The sequence below is a fragment of the Pseudomonas sp. GZJR-8 genome (assembly GCF_002916705.1).
Lineage (GTDB): Bacteria > Pseudomonadota > Gammaproteobacteria > Pseudomonadales > Pseudomonadaceae > Aquipseudomonas > Aquipseudomonas synxantha_A.
Genome location: NZ_JXSI01000019.1, coordinates 37247 through 58444, shown reverse-complemented (window position 1 = coordinate 58444; position 21198 = coordinate 37247). Strand labels below are relative to the sequence as shown.

Sequence of the window (21198 nt, the reverse complement as noted above, 5' to 3'; positions counted from 1 at the left end):
CACAGCATGCAACTGATCACGCACGATGGCTTGAGCCTGGAGGTGCTACACACGCAGGCGCCGGGTGGCACCGTGGTGTTCGTCAATGCCCTGGGCATCGGCAACGCCGTGACGCAGGGCGTGGCCCAGGCGCTGCAGGCGGCCGGTATTGGCTTTGTCACCTGGGAACGGCGCGGATTGCCGGGGGCGTATGACGATAGGTTTCGCGAATATGCGCTGGACGATCAGGTGCGCGACCTGGAACACCTGATGGCCATGCTCGCTCCTGGCCCGGTGGTACTGGCCGCCTGGTGCACCGGCATTCATACCGCGTTGGCTTATGCGCGCAGATGGCCCGCACGCTTGGAGGCGCTGCTGTTGTTCAACAGCCCGAATTTCTTCAATAGCCGCTACAGCGCAGTGGCTGGCGATGCCATTGGCAAGGTCAGTCGCATATTGGTCGAAGATGAGTCCAAGCTCGATTTCATGTACCACACCATCTTCGCCAATAACACGGAACAGACAGCCACCCGCCTCACAGGGCTGGCCGATGCGCGCATCCGCGGCTTGGTGGAGGCTCCCTTCAAAAGCGGCCCCCAGGCATTGCTGCGCTATATGTACCTGATCCAAAGCGCCGCTGAGCCTGAAGTGGATCGCCAGTGGTGTGCCCCGATCAGCGTGCCAGTCCTGGTGATAGGGGGGCGGCAAGACACCATGGTGTCGTTCCAGGACTCACTGAGCCTGGGAGAGATTCTGCCCAATGCGCAGGTGCGCATCATGGACGATTGGGGGCACTACACGCTTTTCTCTGATACACAAGAGAGTGTATCCAAGGTTATGCTGGGGTTTCTGCAAACGCTGGAAGCGTTTGACTGTCGTACCGTGCCACCTGCTTTTCTCACCCCTTTTTGTGCGCCGTCAGTTGTATCGGCCGCCAGTCGACAGGGTGAGGCAGACGTGGATTGACGGGCGATGGCGGCGGCAGACCGCCAGGTAAGGTAAAGCCCCGAGGGGGTGCTTTTTTTGTTTTTACTGACAGGTGTGACTGATGAGTACGGAAGGAAGTGGGCCGGTTAGATTTCCGGCAATGGAAGATGCGGTACTCGAGCGGTGGGAAAAAGAAAAGACGTTCGAGCAATCCATCAGCGCCCGTGAGGGTAAGCCGGTGTACGTATTTTATGACGGCCCGCCGTTTGCTACCGGCCTGCCGCACTACGGCCATATTCTGACTTCCTATATCAAAGACGTCATACCGCGTTACCAGACGATGCTCGGCAAACAGGTCCCACGCCGCTGGGGCTGGGATTGCCACGGCTTGCCGGTGGAGTTCGAAGTCGAGAAGGCCATGGGCTTCAAGTCCAAGCGCGATATTCTCGAGTTTGGCGTGGAGCAGTTCAACGACGAGTGCAGAGAACTGGTGCTCAAGTACGCCGATGACTGGCGTGGCTTTGTCAACCGGATGGGCCGTTGGGTCGATTTCGATGGCGCCTACAAGACCATGGATAACGACTACATGGAGTCGGTGCTGTGGGGCTTTAAAACCTTGCATGACAAGGGGCATGTCTACGAGGGCGGCAAGATCGTGCCTTACTGCGTGCGTTGCCAGACGGTGTTGTCGAATTTCGAGGCGCGCCTGGACGACGCCTTCCGCCCGCGCCGCGATATGTCCGCCTATGTCAAGTTCAGGCAACAAGACCGCCCGGACACTTTCTTCCTGGCATGGACCACCACACCCTGGACGTTGCCTGCCAACGTCGCACTGGCCGTGGCCGCCGATGAAAACTATGTGTGCATCGAGCACGGCGAAGAGCGCCTATGGCTGGCCGAAGGTTGCCTGGGCGGCTTGTTCGATGAGCCGGTGATCCTGGAACGCTGTACCGGCGCAGAGCTGGCTGGGCTGCGTTATCTGCCGGTGGTCGGCGAGGTGATCGATGCCTCGGCCCATCGCGTGGTCACCGCCGACTTCGTACAGATGGGCGATGGCTCTGGCATTGTCCACATTGCCCCTGCGTTCGGTGAGGACGACGCCTTGCTCGGGCAGCAATACGAGTTGCCTGCACCTAACCCTGTTCGCGACGACGGTACCTTTTCCGATGCGGTGGCGCAGTATGCCGGGCAGAATATTTTCGAGGCCACGCCGCGCATCCTTGCAGATCTGAAGAGCAGTGGCTTGCTGTTCAAGCAAGAACAGATCGAACACAACTATCCACACTGCTGGCGTTGCGATAACCCTCTGATCTATCGCGCGGTAGAGTCCTGGTTCATCCGCGCGTCGGCGCTGCGCGAGCAGTTGGTGGAAAACAACAGCCAGGTCAACTGGGTGCCCGAGCATGTGAAGGAAGGGCGCTTCGGGGACTGGATCCGTAATGCCCGCGATTGGGCGGTGTCACGCAACCGTTTCTGGGGTGCGCCCATCCCGGTATGGCGCTGTGACCAGTGCGGCACCGTCGAGGTGATGGGCAGCATCGCGCAGATCGAAGCGCGTTCCGGGCGCAAGGTCGAAGACCTGCATGTGCCTCATATCGACGAGCATCGTTTCGCCTGCCAGTGCTGCGAGGGCACCATGAGTCGGGTGACCGGTGTCTTCGATTGCTGGTTCGAATCGGGCGCAATGCCGTTCGCCAGTCGGCACTACCCGTTCGAAAACAAGCAGGAGTTCGAACAGACTTTCCCTGCCGACTTCATCGTCGAGTACCTTGCGCAGACCCGCGGTTGGTTCTACACGATGATGGTCATCTCCACCGGCTGTTTCGAGCAGAACCCCTTCAAGAACGCCATGTGCCACGGGGTGATTCTGGCCAAGGACGGTCGCAAGATGTCCAAGCGCCTGAAGAACTACCCCAACCCGATGGATCTCATGCAGACCCACGGTTCGGACGCCTTGCGCGTGGCCTTGCTGGCATCGCCGGTCTGCAAGGGAGAGGACATCAAGTTCAGTGAAGAGTCGGTGCGCGACGTGGTGCGCCGCTACCATCTGCTGTTCTGGAATTGCCTGCAGTTCTATAAAACGTTCACCGAAATCGACCAGTTCAGTCCTTCCGGCGACCTTGGCCAGCCCCTGGACAATGTCCTGGACCACTACTTGTTGCATGAGTTGGCGGCGCTGGAATCGGATATCAAGATGTGGATGGAGTCTCTGGATTTTTCCAAGATCTATTCGCGTATCGAAGTGTTCATCAACGTCTTGAGTACCTGGTACCTGCGCTTGAACAAGGCACGCATCTGGCGCGATGGCCTGGATGACGACAAGCGCCAGTGCTATGAAGTGCTGCACTACGCGTTATCTAATTTTGCTCGTCTGCTGGCGCCCTTCATGCCGTTTCTGGCTGAGGCGGTCTACACCGAACTGGGGTATGCCGACTCTGTGCACCTGCAAGACTGGCCGAGCATCGATCGCCAGTACCTGTCGTACGAGCTGGCCGATGAGATGAGCAGCCTGCGTAACTTGATCGCCAGCGTGCGCAATGTGCGCGAAACCAATGGGGTTTCGCAGAAGTTTCCGTTGCGCAGCATTCGCGTCGCGGGTATCGAACAGGCCGTACTGGAGCGCTATGCACAGTTCCTCGAGGAGGAACTCAACGTCAAGCAGGTCCAGTGGGCCGCCGATGCCGACGAGTGGGCGCAGCCCGTGGTGGTATTGATCTTCTCCTTGCTCGGCAAGCGACTGGGCCCGGCGATGAAGGCGGTCACCACAGCGGTGAAGGCTGGAGAGTATGTAATCGATGAACAGGGGGTGCTGGTTGCCGCAGGGCAGACGATCCAGCCCCACGAGTTCGAGCGTCGCCTGACCGTGCGTGACACGCTCAATAACGTCGGGATTGTCGAGAACATGGTGGTCTGGCTGGACTTGGACATCGATGCCTCGCTCAAGCGCGAAGGCGCCGTACGTGAGCTCAACCGCAGGCTGCAAGACCTGCGCAAGAAAGCCAAGCTGGGCTACACCGAAAAAGTCGACATCGCCGTGCTCGGCGGTGCCTATGTCGATGAGATCCTGGTGCACCACGAGGACTGGCTCAAGAGCCAGTTACTGGTCCAGAGCTTGTTGCGCAGCGATCTTGAGGCGCCGCTGGCAGTGGACGAAGTCGAGCTGCCCGAGGGCGACCCTGTGCGTATTCAACTGCGCCGTAGCGTACTGGCCTGAGGCAATGCCGACCTGGTGCCGCGCTGTCGAGCGGCACCAGGTGGTGCCGCTGGAGTCACGATGGATCGTGAGTGGCCGTTACCACCGGGCGATATCCAGTTGTGGGTCTGTCGTGATGAGTTGATCGTCGCGGCTGACCTGTTGGCCGAATATGCCGCGGTGCTCAGTGACAGTGAGCGCCAGCGGATGGCGCAATTTCATTTTGCCCGACATCGCCATCAGTACCTGGTTACCCGGGCGCTTGTGCGTCATGTGTTGTCGATGTATCACCCCGGTATTCCCCCGCAGCACTGGTGCTTTGCCTACAACGATCACGGCAAGCCGTGTATCGATCCGGTGTTGGACCCCTCGCAGTCCCTGCACTTCAATGTTTCCCATACCGATGGCTTGATCGTCATGGCCGTGTCGCGACAGGCAATCGGCATCGATGTTGAAGACCTGCAGCGCCAGGGCGACGGCGTTTCGGTGGCCGATACGTTCTTTGCGGCCGCCGAGCGCCACGACCTGCAGCAGTGTGGCGCAGCGCACCGTGCGCAGCGATTTTTCGAGATATGGACACTCAAGGAAGCCTACATAAAGGCCCGCGGCGAAGGTCTTGCTGTACCGCTCGACAGCTTTGCCTTCCGGCTGGGGCCAAGCTGCGGGCATTCCCTTCAATTCAACCCACCGACAACCGACGCCCGGCATTGGCAATTCTGGTCAACACTGCTGCTGGCGCGCTACTGCCTGGCTGTGGCTGCCTGTCATGAATCGCCTCGGGCCAGGTTTTGCCTGCGCGTGCAGGAAGTCATTCCCCGCGTGCGTACCCTCGGCCTGGCCTGCCTGTGTCGGCGCCAAGCGGCCCCCCACACGGTGACGCCGCCATGGAGGCTGCCGGGCATCTGCGCCACACCCGAGATCGACCTCGGCTAATTTACCTATCAGTGCTTATAGGTTTGGATCGCGCCGCTTTTGGTTATGCTTTTTTCGCTGGGCACTGATGTGTCGCAGGCAGGGCGCGGCAATGCATAGACCAAACGCCATCCGGGAGAGCAACGATGACATCGTGGGAAAGAGAGGTCTCGAGTGGGGCCGGCAACCGCCAGCTTCCCGTGGTCAAGGGCTGGCCACTGCTCGGCAGTGCGTTTGCCTTGATCCGCAACCCCCTGGGCTTCTTGCAAACCACGCGCAGTACCTATGGCGATGTCTACCGGGTCAAGGCCGCGCATATGAACTTCGTGGTATTGGCCGGCATGGAGGCGAACCGATTCGTGGCGGACAAGGGCAAGGATTGCTTTGTCTCAAGCGGGTTCTGGGAAGCGACCTTGCAAGAGATGCAATGCCCGCATTCGTTCATCGGCGTGGATGGTGATGCCCATCGCTTCCAGCGCAACCTGATGAAGCCGCTGTTCTCCAAGTCGGCGTTCAACGAGCGCATTCCCATGCTTGCGCAGATCTTCACGGATACCCTGCAAGCGCGCTACGGCGTTGATCAAAAGGTGTCGGCGCTGTTTCGGCATGTGCTGTCGCAGCAGATTGGTGGATCACTGCAGGGTTATCAACCCACGCCGGATGAAGTCGAGGCGCTGATGCGGTATCAGAATACCGCGATGAACGTTTGTGCCCTGAAAAAGTGGCCGCGGCTGGCGTTGCGCCTGCCGGGTTACCGGGCGGCGAAAAAGCAGGTGCAGGCGCTGGCTGACCGGATTATCGAGTCGGAACGGACCCAGGAGCAAACCCAGGGTTACTTCCAGACGCTCAAGGAAAAAGGGCAGATGGTCCAGCCCCAGTGGTTTACCCCAGGAGATATGCGCAACCACGCCATCATCTCCTACCTGGCAGGCATCGACACCGTCGGTGCCACCTTGAGCTTCATGCTGCTGGAGCTTTTCAAGCAGCCGCACTTGCACCAGGCGTTGCGTGATGAAGTGGATGCCTGTTTCAGCCAGGGATTGCCGGACGCTGATGGCCTGGAAAACATGGAGACCCTGAAGAACTTCATCCGCGAGGTGATGCGTCTTTATCCAACGGCCTACGCGGTGCGCCGTACGGCAGCGAAAGACTTCGAGTTTCAGGGTTACTCGATCGACAAAGGGCAGGACATCATTCTATTCACCACTGCCAACCACACGGATCCTGCGTGGTTCAAGAACCCTCAGGTCTTCGACATCACTCGCTATGAAGAGCCGCGGCTTGAACACCGCGCCAGCGGCGCCTGGGCACCCTTCGGTCGTGGGCCGCACACCTGCATCGGGGCGGGGCTGGCCAATATCCTGTTGTCGTTGAACCTGGCGCTGTTTTTGTATCACACCGATTTGCGCCCGGCGTGCAAGCTCAGCGATATCAAGATGGATTTCTCCAACCCCGCCGCAGGCTTGAGCGAGCGATTTGCCATTTCCTTTACGCCACGGAATCGCCCGTGAGCAGGTCCGAACTTGCGCCGCCGCGATTGTGCCAGGTCGCAATCTGCTCCGCCGACGCCGCCACCAGCATGCAGTTTTATGCCGCGTTGTTGGGTTTGCGTGCCACCGGCAGTTTTCAGGTTCGCGGACCCATGGCTGCCCGACTGTTCGAGATGACGGCGGTGCAGGGCGTCAATTACTGGATGGCTGACGCACAGGCATTTTTTCAGCTTGAATTCTTCGAGTTCAGCCAACCGTGCCGGTTGCCGGCGGCAACGCGCACACGCAGCGGCTACGAGCGCTTGTTTGTCGCGGTAGCCGATATAGACGCCGCCGTGGCGCGCTTGCAGGCGGCCGGTATACCCGTCGACCTCACCGGCACAGTGCTGCGCGACCCCGATGGCGTACCGGTGCAACTGGTGGAGGCTGAGGCTGGCGGCGCGGTCGGGCGCATTATCGGCGTACGGCTGGTGGTCGAAGATCTGGAGGACGCCGTGGATTATTTTCATCGGGCGCTGGGGCTGCCGCTGTCGGCGTGCCAGCCCTCGGCCACGGTCAGCTGCGACACGCCGCGCTGCGCCCTGGATGCGGGTGAGCACTGGATCGAACTGGTGCACCGCCAAGGCGTGGGCGCCGTACGACCACTCAATGAACCCGGACTGATGAATGTCGCCCTGGGCGTACGCCGCCCAAGCCACTTCAATGCCCTTTACCGACGCGTGCTGCGTGAAGGCTTCAGCTCAAGCACGCCGCCGGTTGGCGGTGGGTTATCCCACGTGGTGTACCTGCGCAGCCGCGCTGGGCTGTCGGTGGAGTTGCTGCAATTGCCCGCCTGGATGGATGCCATCTGGGGCTTTCGCGCTCCCGGAAGGTTGGCCAGGCTGGCGCGGTTACTGATTGGAGGGCTGGTCGGGTTGTCGGCCAGGATGGCTCGCGCATCGCCTTGAGCGTTCGTGCGGTGTTTTGGCAAACAGCAACAGGAGCACAGGCAGACATGAGAGAGGAACGTAATTGGATCAGCGACCGCCTGGCTTCGTTCGGCGACGGCATTGCGCTGATCGCCGATGGGCAGCAGTCCTCCTTCAACGCCATAGGGCAAGCGATGATGTCCTGGCGGGCGCTTCTGGCGCACCAGAACATCGCGTGCTGCACGGTAATCGTCAATGGTGATTATAGCTGCGCGATGGTGGGGGCGATTCTGGCCTTGTACACCCGGCATTGCGTGGTGGTGCCACTCAATCGCAGTTCGTCTGAACGCTGCGCGGCGGTGGCACGTACGACAGGGGCCAGTTGGATCATCGACGCCGATCACCCCGGCGATCTGCAGGCGTTAACCACACAGTTGCCCACCCACGAGTTGGTGGCAGGCCTGTTCGATCGCCGAGAAGCCGGTCTGATATTGCTCAGTTCAGGCAGCAGCGGCGAGCCCAAGGCCATCCTGCTCAGCCTCGAAAGGCTTTTTGCCAAATACCGCGATGCGCCGCGCTCAAGGCCTCGTACCACGGCTGCATTCCTGTTGCTGGACCATATCGGCGGTTTCAATACGTTGCTGCACTGTTTATTCAGCGGCTCGACACTGGTCAAGCTCGATTCCCGCGACGCCGTGAGCATTTGCCGGCAGATTGCTGAACACCGGATCCAGCTCCTTCCCGCCACCCCTACATTTCTCAACATGCTGCTATGGGGACGGGCGTACGAGACCTACGATCTTTCCAGCCTGGAACTGGTGACCTACGGCACCGAGACCATGCCCGAATCGACCCTGGCCGCGCTGAACGAGGTGTTCCCGGCTGTGCGTTTCAAGCAGACCTATGGCATGAGCGAGCTGGGCATCCTCTCCACGCGCTCGGAGTCGAGTGACTCGCTGTGGATTCAAATTGCCACTGACGATGTGCAGGTGAAGGTGGTTGATCAGATTCTGTGGATCAAGACCCGCACCGCGATGCTCGGCTATCTGAACGCGCCGTCGGTGATCGATCAGGAGGGCTGGCTATGCACGGGGGATATGGTTGAAACCCGTGGCGATTATTTCCGCATCCTCGGGCGTGGAGAAAGCCTGATCAATGTGGGAGGGCTCAAAGTGCTGCCGGTAGAAGTCGAGAGTCGGCTGTTGAGCCTCCCCTTCGTCAAGGATGCCGTGGTATGGGGGCGCAAGAGTCCGGTCACCGGGCAGATCGTGGCCGCCACGGTCGTTCTGGAGGGTGAGTTGGACACCGACGACGCCAAGCGCCAGATCATGCTGCATTGCCAGCAAGGGTTGGAAGATTTCAAGGTGCCGCGTCATATCGAATTTGTGACCGGGCGCCTGCACAGCGATCGATTCAAGAAAATCAAGGTGGCCTCGCAATGACTGATGCAGTTTCTGACGCTTTACACACTCGCCATGACAGCGCTCCATCTGCGGTAAAGGGCACCATCATTGTCAGTGGCGGTAGCCAGGGCCTGGGATTGACGACGGTCCGATGTTTCCTGGAGGCAGGCTATAACGTCGCGACCTTCAGTCGTCGAGAGTCCCCGGCTGTCACGGAGTTGAGCGAGCGTGCCGACTTTCATTGGCAGGCACTGGACTGCACCGACTACTCAGCGCTCACCGCCTTCGTCCAGCAGGTGGAAAAGCGCTTCGGTGGCCTCGACGGGCTCGTCAACAATGCCGCCACCGGTGTTGAAGGCATCCTCAGCACGATGCGCGTGGCGGACATCGACAGTGCGCTTGATATCAACCTCAAGGGCCAGTTGTACCTGACCAAGCTGGTCACGGCCAAGCTGCTCAAGCGTGGCGCGGGCAGCGTGGTGAATGTGTCATCTATCAATGCCCTGCGGGGTCATTCCGGCCTGACGGTTTACAGCGCAACCAAGGCCGCGATGGATGGCTTGACCCGCAGCCTGGCCAAGGAGCTGGGCCCACGGGGCATTCGCGTCAACTCAGTTTCGCCTGGCTACTTTTCCAGCGACATGGTCAAGGACCTGAGCCCCCAGACACTCAGCAGGATCGAGCGCCGCACACCGTTGGGGCGTCTGGGTACCCAGCAGGAAGTCGCGGATCTGATCCTGTACCTGGTAGACCGGGGCACCTTTGTCACCGGTCAAAACATCGCAGTCGATGGAGGTTTCACATGCTGAATCATCAAGTCATGGATCAAGTATTCGATCAAGTAGAGCACCAGATCGCTCAGGTTCTGGGGGCGAAGGGTGGGCCTTTGGTGGCGGTGGAAATTGACAGCCGCTTCAGCGACTTGGGCCTGAGCTCCCTGGATCTGGCGACGCTGATCAGCAACCTGGAAGCGGTTTATGGAACAGACCCCTTCGCCGATGCCGTGGCGATCACCAGCATCGTGACCGTGGCGGACTTGTGTCGAGCGTATGCGCAACAGGGTGTGCCGGGGCCGAGTCCGGACCCGCTGGACGCCCAACTGCGTGATCTGCGCCAACTGTGAGCCAGGCCCTAGAGAGCCATCTGGGCGACCTGGCCGTTGTCGGGTTGGCATGCCGCTTTCCGGGTGCACCTGACCAGCGAGTGTTCTGGGAGAACCTGCGCCAGGGCCGCGAGTCGATCGTTGACCTTGACGATCAGCAACTGAGCGCGGCGGGTGTCACCCGCGAGCAATGGAGCGAGCCTGGTTATATCCGGCGCAGCCCGGTGCTTGAAGGCATCGAATGGTTCGATGCGCGGTTCTTCGGGGTTTCCGCGCGCGAGGCCATATTGCTCGATCCGCAGCATCGACTGTTGCTGGAGGTGGGGTATGAGGCGCTTGAGGATGCCGGGCATGTCAAGGCGGCTCAAGCCGGCGTGACGGGTGTCTATGCATGCATGGGGGGCATCACCACCAGCTATTTGCATCAGTTTGGTGACCGTCTCGACCCCTTGCATCATGAAACCGCCAGCCTGGTTCACCAGGGTAACGACAAGGATTTTCTCGCCACGCGCCTGTCCTTCAAGCTCAACCTGACAGGCCCGAGCATGACCGTGCAGACCGCGTGTTCAAGTTCGCTGGTGGCGTTGCACCTGGCCTGCAACGCTCTGCGCCTGGGGGAGGTCGACACTGCGCTGGTGGGGGCAGCCGCCATTCGTATTCCGCACCATACCGGTTATCCCCTCGGACAGAGCCCGTTATTGTCTCGCGACGGTCGTTGCTGTCCGTTTTCCAGTGATGCCAGCGGCACGTTGTTCGGCAGCGGCGTGGCGAGCGTCATCGTGCGCCGCCACGCCGACGCGATACGCGATGGTGATCATGTGTATGCGCTGATCAAATCCAGCCATGTCAACAATGATGGGGCGATGAAAATCGGCTACACCGCCACCAGTGTGCCAGGGCAGGCCAAAGCCATGGTGCGGGCGATCACGCTGGCGCGCGCCAATGCGCGGCAGATCAGTTATGTGGAGTGTCATGGTACCGCCACCAGCCTGGGCGACCCTCTGGAAATCAAGGCGCTTGAAAAAGCCTTCCGCCTGGATACCCATGACCACGGTTTTTGTGCGATAGGCAGTGTCAAATCCAATATTGGTCACCTTGAACAGGCAGCCGGCATCGCCAGCCTGATCAAAGTGGCGTTGATGCTAAAGCACGACACCCTGGTGCCTTCACTCAATTTCACCACGCCCAATCCGCGCATCGATTTCGAGCATTCGCCGTTCCGGGTCAGCCAGGACACCCGGGTGTGGTCGCAGGCGCTGGAGCAACCCGCCGACACTGCGCGGTTGGCAGCGATCAATTGCCTGGGGATCGGCGGCACCAATGTGTTCAGCGTGCTGCAGTCCGTTGCGCCAGCTCTGGTGCGCGGGACCGACGCAGCGGTGGACGTGCCGATTTGTCTGTCTGCCGCAACGCGAGAGCAACTACGCCAATACCTGCTGCGGTTCGCCCATTTCGTCCGTGACAGCGGGCCAATTGATCGTCTGGCGCTGGCGCATACCATAAACATCAGCCGCAGCGCACATCGCGAGCGGTTCGCTGGTGTGTTGAAAGCAGGCATAGACGTGGACAGGTTTTTTGAAGAGGCCGCACACAGCGTGCTGGATGCGCCGGCGACGTTCACGCCGCGCCTGGTGTATTACCTGTGCGAGCAGCCGCAGCACCTTGACGATGCCAGTCGGCAGGCATGGCTGGCGGCGCCGAGATACCAGCGCATGGCCGATGATTACGCAGAGTGCCTGGGCCGTCTCTCCAGTACGCCACAGACCGTTGAAGCGGCGGCTCGCTGCGCCGAACTGGCGTTCGAAGTGGCGCTGTATCAACAGTTGGTGCGCTGGGGGATGGTGTTCGAGGCCGTGATCGACAGGGGTTACGGCCACTGGATCAACCGCTGTCTGCAGCTCGGGTGCGGCGCATCGTCGGCACTAGACGCTAGCCCTGAGTGGTTGAGCGCGTTTGTGCAGGAGGGGCAGGGCGCCGCCCAGCTTGCTTCCCCTGGCTGGCCTGATTCGGCCCAGGTTGCAGTGCTCGTCGTCAGCCGCCAGGCCTGGGCTGTAACCGTGCCATCGTCCGGGCGCTGCGTGCATCTGGCCGAGGAAATGCTGACGTTCGCTGACGTGGAACGCTTTGCCTGCGACGTTGTGCAGGCCGGAGTCAGCTTTGATTGGCTGGATTATTACCGCTTGGTAAAGGCACAGAAACTGTCATTGCCCACGTATCCGTTCGCCCGTCAACGCTATTGGCCAGTTGAAGACTGAAAGCCCGCGTGCGGTAAGTTTTTCATGGGCGCGGGAAGATGTCTCCCCATAAGGCTTATAGGTTGATGGCCGCCAGGAAGATGGGGAATATAAAAATCCAATCCGCACCGATGCCCGGGTCGCCGGCATCCACAGGAGGCGTAGATGCAGATCACTCGCCAGACCGTCCAGGACGCGTTGCAGGCCACCCTGGGCCGAGCCGTGACGGTCGAGCCACATGTGCCACTGATCGAGACTCGATTGAAAATCAACTCGCTGACCATGATGGCACTGTTCGCGCAGCTTGAGCGTGTCAGCCAGGTCACCGTTGCGCAAAAGGATGCAGTTGGCCTCTACGGTTGCAGTATCGACCAGATCGTCCAGTGGTTCGCCCAACGTGAGCAGTGAGGTCGTGAAGGCGTCGTCGCCGTTGGTAGAGCATCCGCCCGCTTGTCAGTTCGCCGCGAAGCGGGATGCGCTGGAGGAAGGCGGCACGCTGGCTGTTCAAGTAGAAGGGCAGGCGATATTGCTTTGCCAGGCCAGGCAGGCGGTCTATGCCGTGGAAAACCGCTGCCCGCATCAGGGTAAGACGATGGACGGCGCCTTGATCCGGCGCGGCCAACTGATTTGCCCGCACCACGGCGCCAGGTTCGACCTGGAGACGGGCGAGGCGTTGGGGCCGCATACCCGCTGCGCACTGACGACCTACAAGGTGCATCTGATCGACAGCGACGTGATGATCGAGCAACGCGCACAGGCCAGGCCGGAGTGCGGTACGTGAGCCTGCTTCGCCTGGCACCGCGGCTGGCAATGTGCGTCTTCTATTTTTGGTATGGCAAGGGAATGTGAGATGGAACAGTTGACCCCTGGCGTCGGTGCAAATGTATGCCTGGCATTAGCGCAGGTGTGCGATCGGCATGCCCAGCGTACCGCGCTGCACTTACCGGATCTGGGCAGTGCCGCGAAGCTGTCCTATGCCCAGCTTCATCAAGCTATCAGCAACGCAGCGGTGGCCTTGGCCGGGCTGGGTATCAAGCGTGACGATCGAATCGTGCTGTGCCTCGATGTCGAAGCCCATGCGTTGATCCTGGTATTCGCCTGCGCCTATCTCGGAGCGACCGCTGTAGTAGTGGGTAATCGCCTCAGTCAGGAAGAAATGCGCTACATCGTCAGCGATGCTGCGCCGAAGATGGTCGTCACCTCACTCAATGACCTGGGGTTGTTTGCCGGCGACCTGCATACTTCCCTGGTAGTGGTGGCAGCCTCGGACGAGGACACCGGCGAGTGCTCCGTTTTTCCTGGCATCGATGAGCTCGTCTCCATGCGGGGGGCCTGCGTCGGCATGGCGTGCGTCGCAGGCGATCATCCAGCGCTGATCCTCTATACGTCGGGCACTACCAGCCAGCCCAAGGGCGTCGTCATCTCCCACGCGCACCTGGTGTGGTCAGCGCAGTCCAATATCGAGCACCTGCAGGTCACCGAAAACGATGTGACGCTGGTGTTTTTTCCGCTCTGCCACACCATGGCTTTTTCCTATCAAGTGCTCACCTCATTGTTTTCGGGAGCCGCCATGGTGCTGCGGCGGGTGTTCAACCCCCAACGCTTCTGGAGCGATGCGGCACACTTTGAATGCACATGGGCCGCGATCCTGCCGTTCGTTTGTCATGCCCTGGCAGCCCTGGAGAAACCGGTTCGACACAGCTTCAGGTTTTGGGGCTTTCCCAGCCGCAACACCGACGTGGAGGCGCTGTTTGGTGTGAAGACCGTAGGGTGGTGGGGCATGACTGAGCTGTTTGCCATTGGCAGTGTGACGAGCGAGCAGCACAGCGCGGACCTCAATTATTCGATTGGCAAGCCAGTGAGTGGCTACCGCTATCGGTTGACCGATCCCGTCACGAATGCCGGGCCGTTCAATGCGCGAATCAGTGCCGATCTGCAGTTCAACGCGCAACCCGGCAAGAATCTGTTTCTGGGCTATCTCAACAAGCCTGGCGAAACCCGCGACGCCTTCACAGAGGACGGTTGGTACATCACCGGCGACCGCTTTTTCGAGACTACCGAGGGCGTGCTGTTTTTTGATGTGCGCTTGAAAGACATCATCAAGGTGGGCGGGGAAAACGTATCGGCTTCGGAGATTGAGTTCGCTGCGTACGCCAGCGCCATGATCAGCGAAGTGGCGGTAGTGTCGCGCCCCGATCCCTTGTTGACGGAAACACCGGTGTTGTTTGCCGTGCTCAACGCTAGCGGTCGTGAGGACCAGGCGCTCGCCAGGCGGCATATCGAACAGGCCTGCCGCGAGCGCCTGGCCGACTTCAAGCGGCCTCGCGAAATTATTTTCCTGGAAGATTTTCCCCGTGCCGGCTTGCGCAAGATTGCCAAAAATCAATTGCGCCAGATGGCTTTGCAACAGGCCCATGAACCGGCCTGAGCAGGCCCGTCATTTACCGTTTGAGGAAGGCGACATGAAAAAGCTCTATGTGACCGGCGGCACTGGTTTTCTGGGAAGCCATTTTATCTATCGGCATTTGCTCACCGGTGAGTTCGATGTGACCTGCCTGGTCAGGGGGCGCGACGACAATGAGTGCCGACATCGTATCCGCGATGCGGTGCTCTCGGCGGGCCAGCATTATCCTGCCACTGACGCGCGACTCTCTTTTGCCGGCTTGAAAGCCCGGCGCGCCGATATCACCCAGCCGTTGGCGGGGATGGATATCGCTCAGTCCCGGGCGCAGGCCTCGGAGCAGGCGGTCTTCCTGCACTTTGCTTCATCGCTCAATTTCGAAGAAAAGAACCGCGACATTATCTATGAGCACAATATCAACGGCCTGACCCATGCGTTCCATGCAGCACAGGCGTTGGGCTGCCAGACGTTTTTCTATATCTCGACTGCTTATACCGCAGGCGTTGGTTCGGGTGAGGTGGAGGAATGCCTGCACCAGAGCACTGAATTCAATAACTATTACGAAGAAACCAAATGTGCGGCCGAGCACTTGATTGACCGCCTGTGCACTGCCAGTGGAATTGAGTTGGTGATTATCCGACCGTCGATTGTTATCGGTCCGCAGGCCACTCAATCCGCAGGTGGCAGCACCACTGGCCTGTATGGGTTCCTGAGGGAGGTCAACCGCCTCAAGCGCGCCATGCGCAACACTGAACAAACCGTGCGCCTGTCGGGTAAGCCCCACGCCAGGGTCAACCTGGTGCCAGTAGATCAGGTGTGCCAGGACATCATGCGGGTGTACGACAATCTGGCGAGTTGCCCGCGGGGCATCTTCCACGCCACGTCGTCGACCAATATCGAAGTGCGCGTGTTGCTCGATATTATTTCCCGGGCCATTGAGCTCAGTGGTTTGCAGATCGATGAAAGCGGGCTGGAAAACCCCTCGGCCATCGAGAAACTGCTGGCCCGTAAAACCGTGTTTTACAACCCCTACATCCACAACACCAAGACCTTTCTTCGGGCCGATGGAGGCGGCTGTGCGCTGACGATTGCAGACGTCGAGGGCTACATCAAGGGTGGGGTGGTGGCGCTGAGCCAACGCAAACCTGACCTCTTGCGTCAATACGTGATCGATACACAAGACCGGGTGCCCCTCAATGTCTATGCCTCGGCGGACAAGCGCAAGGAAACCGTGGTCTTCATCAACGCAGTCGGCATGCCTTTGGAACTGGCCAACCGCCTCAGGGAGGCCCTGGAAGATGACTTCCGCTTTGTTACCTGGGAAAGCCGCGGTATCCCCAGCCCCGTGGATGATATCGACACCATTGACGTCAGTGTTGCGGCGCATATCGGCGACCTGCAGCGGATTTTTGATTACTTCAATATAGAAAAAGCACATCTGATCGGCTGGTGTTCGGGGGCCTACATCGCCTATCACGCCCGCAAGTTGAAAGAAGTCGCGAGCCTGACGCTTATCAGTGGCGCGTATGGCCTGGTGAGCGCAGAGGAAGAGGAGACCGCTTTCATGCGCAACCTGCGGCAGGTGTTGCCGCTTATTTCACAGTCGCGTAGCCAGGCAGAGCGCTTTCACGCGTCGTTTTTTGCGCGCTCCGGCAGTGAGAATACCGAGAGTGCGACACAGAGCCGCCAATCCAGCGAGATCCTCGACGCGACGGATCCGAACCTTATCCACCTGACGAGCCTGCCCTTTGAATCCGCGGAGTCGCTGTATTGCTATAGCCGGGCTATTACCGCGCTGCAAGTCGGCGAGTACCCGCTGCAGGATGAGCAACTCGGGGTACCGTGCCATGTCATCGCCGGCACCTGTGATGAAGCTGTGAGCCCCCATGAGTCAAAGCGCTTTATCGAACTGCATGAGGGTGCTGACTATTCGGAAATCGCTGGCATGGATCATTTTGGTTTGTATAACCACCTGGGGTTGTTGGGAGTGGTGACGGCGTATATCAAGAACCTCAGCCCGGTGATGCCGGGTTCCCAGGCGGATGCATAAGTCCAGCCTGCTCATCCACACGGCATCAAAGGAGGGAAGATGAAAAGCAAATTGATCGAGCACGTCGCGGACTTGTCCATGCCCATCGATTATCAAGAGGTCCTGGCACGCGACGATCAGAGCAGTGTCCCGGCCGATATGCGGGAGCATTTTCCCGCAGGCCGGTACAGGATGGAGGTTGATCGCGACGCCTATCTGTCTGCCGGTTTTCATCAACTGGAAATGGATCGGATGTGGTCTCGAGTTTGGCAGATGGCTGCGCGGGAGGAACAAATTCCAGAGGCGGGGGATTTGACGCTCTACGAGATCGGCGAGTTATCCTTCATCCTCGTTCGTAACGAAGCACTGGAAATCAAGGCCTACTACAACAGTTGTCGTCACCGTGGCCGGCGCCTGTGCTCGGGCGATTCGAGCGTGCGAGAACTGCGTTGCCCCTATCACGGATTTGCCTGGGACCTGGATGGCACCCTCAAGCGCATACCGGCGGCATGGGATTTTGCCCACCTTGACTGGGAGGGTCGCCGTTTGCTGGAGGTCAAGACAGACACCTGGGGCGGTTTCATTTTCATCAATATGGATCCTGCCTGCGAGCCTTTGGCCGATTATATGGAGAGCCTGCCCGGTGAGTTGGCCATCAATCAGTATGAGGGCAAGTACATTGCGGGGCACAGCCGGCACATACTCCCGGCGAACTGGAAAAACGTCATGGAGTCCTTCATGGAAGGGTTGCATGCCCCCGAGACGCACGGGCATACATGGGCCCATCTGAGCGATACCCTGCAATACGATGTTCGACCCGATGAGCGTCATGTGAGCCGCAGTTTTCACGCGGTCGGGCTGTCGGTCTGCGAGGATCATGAGCCGCTGTCCGAACAGGCGATCATGGATCAATTTCATCGCAACGTACTCAATGGGAAAAGCGGCCCCTACGCCCCTCACCTTCAGGCCGGCATGACAGCAAGGCGCTACATGGCCAGTGTGATGCGTTTGCAATACGGGTTGGCCAGTGGCAGGGATGTCAGTGGGTTGTCTGACGCTGAAGCCGTCGATGTACTGCAGTATTCGCTGTTCCCGAATATGATCTTCTTTCGCGGCATTTCTCTGCCGCCCGTGCTGCGTTTTCGCCCCAACCAAAACGACCATAATAGCTGCATCTTCGATCTTTTCTACTTGGTCGACATACCCAAGGGCGCGCAGCGACCCGAGCCTGCAGCGACCGTGGAAATGGGGCCGGACGACACCTATGAGCACGCCGGTGTACTGCCTGACTGGTTAGGCTATGTATACGATCAGGACATGGACAATATCAAGAATATGCGTGCGGGCCTGCAAGCCTTGAGCAATGACCCGCTGGTATTGAGCGATCTTCATGAATCCAGGATACGGCACTTCCATAACACACTTATGCACTATCTTGACAGGCGCGATTGAACCATTCGTCGCGGGACTTAATGCGCGCCATTATGACTTTTGTTTAATTTGACAATCTATGTTTTTTCGTTAACTTACTTCTTGAAGTGGATTGGATCCAACCTGCCTAACAAGGTGAGCGTTGCTCTTCGAATAGTGGCCATTCAATGTGGGGCGGCCACTAATAGTCCCCATATAACAAGGAGGTTAAGATGCTTGAAGACATTCTGATGTGTGAGACGCTGGAGGCCTGGAGTAAAGTGCTGTTTGCCTTGGCGAAAGAGTATGGATTTTCTTCGGTGCTGTTTGGGGTTAAGCCCACGATCAGTACGCCTTTCAGCTCTTCGACCATCATCAGTAATTATTCCAGGTCATGGCGCAGTATCTATGACGCGAATGCCTATTACGAAGTCGACCCTGTTGTGTTTCATTGCTTGAACAGTTCATTGCCGTTGGTCTGGACAAAGGAAAATTTTATTAACAAGCCCGAACAGCAATTGTATGAGGCTGCGAGCGCCAGTGGTGTTTGTTCGGGGCTGTGTATGCCCATCCATGGGCCGCGCGGAGAGTTCGGAATGTTGAACTTTATTACGGATGAGAAGTCACCGGCCGACGTCATTCGTTCCAAGGGGCTGCCACAATTTGCCTTGATGCGTGATTATCTGATCGAATCGTTCCAGAAAATACAGAGTGCTGCTGAAAAGGAGGTCGAAAAACCACCGAAGTTGACCGCTCGTGAGCTGGAATGTCTGAAGTGGGTGGCCGCCGGTAAAACCTCTTGGGAAATTTCGCGAATTCTGTCCTGTGCAGAAGTTACAGTTAATTACCATGTCACCAACTTTATGCGTAAGTTCAATGCTGAATCACGCCAGCATGCCGTGATCAGCGGCATCCGTTCCGGCCTGGTCACGCCCTGATGCGGATTATCGATAACGCCTTCAAATAAGGGTTCTTATGGTCAGCGCGTTCCACTTTCCTGAATACGACCAGTTGGACGGCATTGCGCTGGCTGAGATGGTGCGCCTTAAAGAAGTAACCCCTCTGGAGCTTGTGAGCGCCGCCGTTCAGCGGATCGACGCAGGAAATGGCGCGATCAACGCGGTGGTGCATCTTCTTGAGCGCGAGGCCAAGGCACAATGCGAGGTGCCATTGGCAGACGGCCCGTTGTCCGGCGTCCCCTTATTGGTCAAGGACCTGCTTGCGGAAATTCAGGGCTGCCCCACACGTAACGGCTCCCGGCTGTTCGCGCACTATGTTGCCAGGGAGGACTCGCAGACGATCAAGCGTTATCGACAGGCGGGGTTGATCTTTGTCGGTAAAACCGCGACGCCGGAGTTGGGCTTGCATCCCTATACCGAGTCTGATGCAACCGGTGCCACACGTAACCCCTGGAACTTGGAACTGTCGCCGGGCGGCTCCAGCGGCGGTGCCTGTGCAGCGGTCGCGGCGGGCATGACCCCGATTGCCCACGGCAGCGATGGAGGTGGCTCAATTCGGCTACCCGCTTCCCATTGCGGGGTTTTCGGCCTCAAGCCAACACGTGGTCGGTCTCCCTGCGGGCCGCATTTTTCAGAGTTATGGCAGGGTCTGGTAGTTGAACACGCGGTCTCAAAAAGCGTGCGCGACAGTGCTGCCATGCTCGATATCCTGATTGCGGGAAGTGATGATGCTGATGCTTACCGTTGGCCCGCACCGGCTCAATCGTTTCTTGCGGGTATCGGCGATGCGCCTGGCAGGCTGCGCATTGCTTACACCTTCAAGCCTTTTCTGGGTGGGGATTTGAGTCCCGACTGTCGCGCCGCGTTGGAAAGCAGTTTGAAGCTGTTGACGGACCTTGGGCACGAGGTGGTTGAAGCCCATCCACCCTTGGCATCCCCCGATCAATTATGCGAAGCCATGCTGACCCTGGTGTGCGGGGAAATGGCGAGCCTGGTGCAGAACGCGGGGCGCATGCTTGATCGCGTGGCGACTTACGCGGATTTCGAGAGCGGGACCTGGGCCCTGGCCCGGCAGGGCCATATCCTCAAAGCGGTCGATCTCGCCAGGGCGAGAGAGTTGGCGCTTCATCAGGGGCGCATCATGAGCGCCTTTCATGAACACTACGATGTGCTGGTGACGCCGGTAGCCAACCAGTTGGCATCGAAGGTGGGAGCGTTTCGCTTGAGTCCGTTGGAGGATCGCCTATCGCGTAGAGTATTAGGTAAATGGGGAATGGACTGGCCCCTGCGACTGGGCAATCGCCTTGCAGAACATTCGCGCACTGTCATGGAATATATGGGGTGGTCGACACCGTTCAATATGAGCGGGCAACCGGCGATGAGTGTGCCTCTGTACTGGAACGAAACAGGACTTCCCATCGGCACACAGTTCATCGCAAAGATGGGCAATGAGGCCTTGCTGCTGCAACTTGCACGTTCGCTTGAAGTTGCACGGCCCTGGCGACATCGTAGCCCGCCTCACTCTTCAGCGGCGTCAAGTACTCAGATCAAATAGCATTGACTGCGTCCAGGGTCTTGTTGCTCAAGTTAACTTCAACAGCGATGGCTCGTTCTACGCCGATAGTCAGGGGCGGGCCTAGTCTGACCAACTCCAGCCCCGCTTTCATCAGCATCTTTTCGACACCCACGGAAGTAACGGTGATGAGCTTTTCAACGTGCTGCGAGTGCGCATGCCTGATGAGGTGACCAATGGCCTTCATGGCGGTATTGGAAAAGCCGAAGCCGCCGCGCTCACTGGCACTTATGGCAAATCGGCTAAGCTCCCAGATGTTGGCGGCACGCGGAGGTTTTTTAGTGGTCAACAGGTTGGGGAACGTGTCTTTGAGCATATAGGGACCTGTGGTTGGCAATATACGCCAGCAGCCCGCCACTTTGTTTTCGTTGATATCATCGATCAGCAGCATATAAGTGGGGGCCAAGGCGTCGTAACCATCTATCTCCATGTCGGCAATTATCGACACATCCCAGCCTTTTTTATCCTTGAAGATTGAAGCCCGAAGTTTATGCATGCCCTCCAGATAACGTGGTGATATGTTCTCGCGTTTGTCTATTAGATATTTCATGCTGGCTTCCTCGGCTTCGAAGTGCATAGCTTTATGCAGATTGCATAAGCGTTAAACTATAAGTGTTGATAGGTATCCTGATATCAAGGAGTATGTGAAGATCCCCTTCTTCTGAGCGGGAGTTGGGC

At 58.8% G+C, this 21198-nt stretch carries 17 protein-coding genes; 16 read left to right on the top strand and 1 reads right to left on the bottom strand.

Going from position 1 to position 21198, the window contains the following annotated elements; all coding sequences use genetic code 11:
• The first annotated feature begins 6 nt into the window (after positions 1-6).
• The 16 genes from TK42_RS25955 (at position 7) to TK42_RS25880 (ending at position 20502) form a co-directional block, all read left to right on the top strand.
• Complete coding sequence (locus TK42_RS25955) at positions 7-945, top strand: alpha/beta fold hydrolase (protein ID WP_103735466.1); 939 nt, start codon at positions 7-9, stop codon at positions 943-945.
• Between the two features lie 82 nt (positions 946-1027).
• On the top strand, positions 1028-4120 hold the full coding sequence (ileS, locus tag TK42_RS25950) for an isoleucine--tRNA ligase (RefSeq protein WP_032877014.1): 3093 nt from the start codon (positions 1028-1030) through the stop codon (positions 4118-4120).
• A gap of 60 nt (positions 4121-4180) precedes the next feature.
• Positions 4181-5032 (top strand): 4'-phosphopantetheinyl transferase superfamily protein, encoded by an 852-nt coding sequence (locus TK42_RS25945; RefSeq protein WP_103735465.1) that lies wholly within the window; start codon positions 4181-4183, stop codon positions 5030-5032.
• Positions 5033-5157: 125 nt separating this feature from the next.
• Positions 5158-6522, top strand: a complete 1365-nt coding sequence (locus TK42_RS25940) for a cytochrome P450 (protein WP_103735464.1) — start codon at positions 5158-5160, stop codon at positions 6520-6522.
• Entirely contained in the window at positions 6519-7448 is a 930-nt protein-coding gene (locus TK42_RS25935) for a VOC family protein (RefSeq protein WP_032877010.1), read from the top strand. The genes TK42_RS25940 and TK42_RS25935 overlap by 4 nt, the downstream gene beginning before the upstream one ends.
• Positions 7449-7495: 47 nt before the next feature.
• Positions 7496-8851, top strand: a complete 1356-nt coding sequence (locus tag TK42_RS25930) for a fatty acid--CoA ligase family protein (RefSeq protein ID WP_103735463.1) — start codon at positions 7496-7498, stop codon at positions 8849-8851.
• The gene (locus TK42_RS25925; protein ID WP_078820783.1) at positions 8848-9621 is read left to right on the top strand and encodes an SDR family NAD(P)-dependent oxidoreductase; all 774 of its coding nucleotides are present in this window, start codon (positions 8848-8850) and stop codon (positions 9619-9621) included. Before TK42_RS25930 ends, TK42_RS25925 begins: the two co-directional genes overlap by 4 nt.
• A complete protein-coding gene (locus TK42_RS25920; RefSeq protein ID WP_032877008.1) occupies positions 9615-9935 on the top strand; it encodes an acyl carrier protein in 321 nt (106 codons plus the stop codon). Before TK42_RS25925 ends, TK42_RS25920 begins: the two co-directional genes overlap by 7 nt.
• Complete coding sequence (locus TK42_RS25915) at positions 9932-12169, top strand: polyketide synthase (RefSeq protein ID WP_103735462.1); 2238 nt, start codon at positions 9932-9934, stop codon at positions 12167-12169. Before TK42_RS25920 ends, TK42_RS25915 begins: the two co-directional genes overlap by 4 nt.
• 144 nt (positions 12170-12313) lie before the next feature.
• A complete protein-coding gene (locus TK42_RS25910; protein WP_032877005.1) occupies positions 12314-12556 on the top strand; it encodes a hypothetical protein in 243 nt (80 codons plus the stop codon).
• The gene (locus TK42_RS25905) at positions 12546-12929 is read left to right on the top strand and encodes a Rieske (2Fe-2S) protein (RefSeq protein WP_050549317.1); all 384 of its coding nucleotides are present in this window, start codon (positions 12546-12548) and stop codon (positions 12927-12929) included. Before TK42_RS25910 ends, TK42_RS25905 begins: the two co-directional genes overlap by 11 nt.
• A gap of 69 nt (positions 12930-12998) precedes the next feature.
• Positions 12999-14576: a class I adenylate-forming enzyme family protein gene (locus TK42_RS25900; protein ID WP_158254352.1), complete on the top strand. Its 1578-nt coding sequence runs from the start codon at positions 12999-13001 to the stop codon at positions 14574-14576.
• 34 nt (positions 14577-14610) lie between these two features.
• Positions 14611-16599, top strand: a complete 1989-nt coding sequence (locus TK42_RS25895) for an alpha/beta fold hydrolase (protein WP_050549316.1) — start codon at positions 14611-14613, stop codon at positions 16597-16599.
• 39 nt (positions 16600-16638) lie between these two features.
• Complete coding sequence (locus TK42_RS25890) at positions 16639-18030, top strand: SRPBCC family protein (protein WP_032877002.1); 1392 nt, start codon at positions 16639-16641, stop codon at positions 18028-18030.
• A gap of 191 nt (positions 18031-18221) precedes the next feature.
• Positions 18222-18926: a LuxR family transcriptional regulator gene (locus TK42_RS25885; protein ID WP_050549315.1), complete on the top strand. Its 705-nt coding sequence runs from the start codon at positions 18222-18224 to the stop codon at positions 18924-18926.
• Positions 18927-18963: 37 nt separating this feature from the next.
• On the top strand, positions 18964-20502 hold the full coding sequence (locus TK42_RS25880) for an amidase (protein ID WP_078820789.1): 1539 nt from the start codon (positions 18964-18966) through the stop codon (positions 20500-20502).
• Here TK42_RS25880 and TK42_RS25875 read toward each other — a convergent pair.
• Positions 20495-21070: an acyl-homoserine-lactone synthase gene (locus TK42_RS25875; protein ID WP_050549314.1), complete on the bottom strand. Its 576-nt coding sequence runs from the start codon at positions 21068-21070 to the stop codon at positions 20495-20497. The two genes, TK42_RS25880 and TK42_RS25875, sit on opposite strands and share 8 nt — an antisense overlap.
• Positions 21071-21198: the final 128 nt, after the last annotated feature.

Excerpts from the sequence above, each read along its gene's own strand:
- TK42_RS25955 (WP_103735466.1), top strand. The coding sequence starts at position 7 with ATGCAACTGATCACGCACGATGGCTTGAGCCTGGAGGTGCTACACACG.
- ileS (WP_032877014.1), top strand. The coding sequence starts at position 1,028 with ATGAGTACGGAAGGAAGTGGGCCGGTTAGATTTCCGGCAATGGAAGAT.
- TK42_RS25945 (WP_103735465.1), top strand. The coding sequence starts at position 4,181 with ATGGATCGTGAGTGGCCGTTACCACCGGGCGATATCCAGTTGTGGGTC.
- TK42_RS25940 (WP_103735464.1), top strand. The coding sequence starts at position 5,158 with ATGACATCGTGGGAAAGAGAGGTCTCGAGTGGGGCCGGCAACCGCCAG.
- TK42_RS25930 (WP_103735463.1), top strand. The coding sequence starts at position 7,496 with ATGAGAGAGGAACGTAATTGGATCAGCGACCGCCTGGCTTCGTTCGGC.
- TK42_RS25925 (WP_078820783.1), top strand. The coding sequence starts at position 8,848 with ATGACTGATGCAGTTTCTGACGCTTTACACACTCGCCATGACAGCGCT.
- TK42_RS25920 (WP_032877008.1), top strand. The coding sequence starts at position 9,615 with ATGCTGAATCATCAAGTCATGGATCAAGTATTCGATCAAGTAGAGCAC.
- TK42_RS25910 (WP_032877005.1), top strand. The coding sequence starts at position 12,314 with ATGCAGATCACTCGCCAGACCGTCCAGGACGCGTTGCAGGCCACCCTG.
- TK42_RS25900 (WP_158254352.1), top strand. The coding sequence starts at position 12,999 with ATGGAACAGTTGACCCCTGGCGTCGGTGCAAATGTATGCCTGGCATTA.
- TK42_RS25895 (WP_050549316.1), top strand. The coding sequence starts at position 14,611 with ATGAAAAAGCTCTATGTGACCGGCGGCACTGGTTTTCTGGGAAGCCAT.
- TK42_RS25890 (WP_032877002.1), top strand. The coding sequence starts at position 16,639 with ATGAAAAGCAAATTGATCGAGCACGTCGCGGACTTGTCCATGCCCATC.
- TK42_RS25885 (WP_050549315.1), top strand. The coding sequence starts at position 18,222 with ATGCTTGAAGACATTCTGATGTGTGAGACGCTGGAGGCCTGGAGTAAA.
- TK42_RS25880 (WP_078820789.1), top strand. The coding sequence starts at position 18,964 with ATGGTCAGCGCGTTCCACTTTCCTGAATACGACCAGTTGGACGGCATT.
- TK42_RS25875 (WP_050549314.1), bottom strand. The coding sequence starts at position 21,070 with ATGAAATATCTAATAGACAAACGCGAGAACATATCACCACGTTATCTG.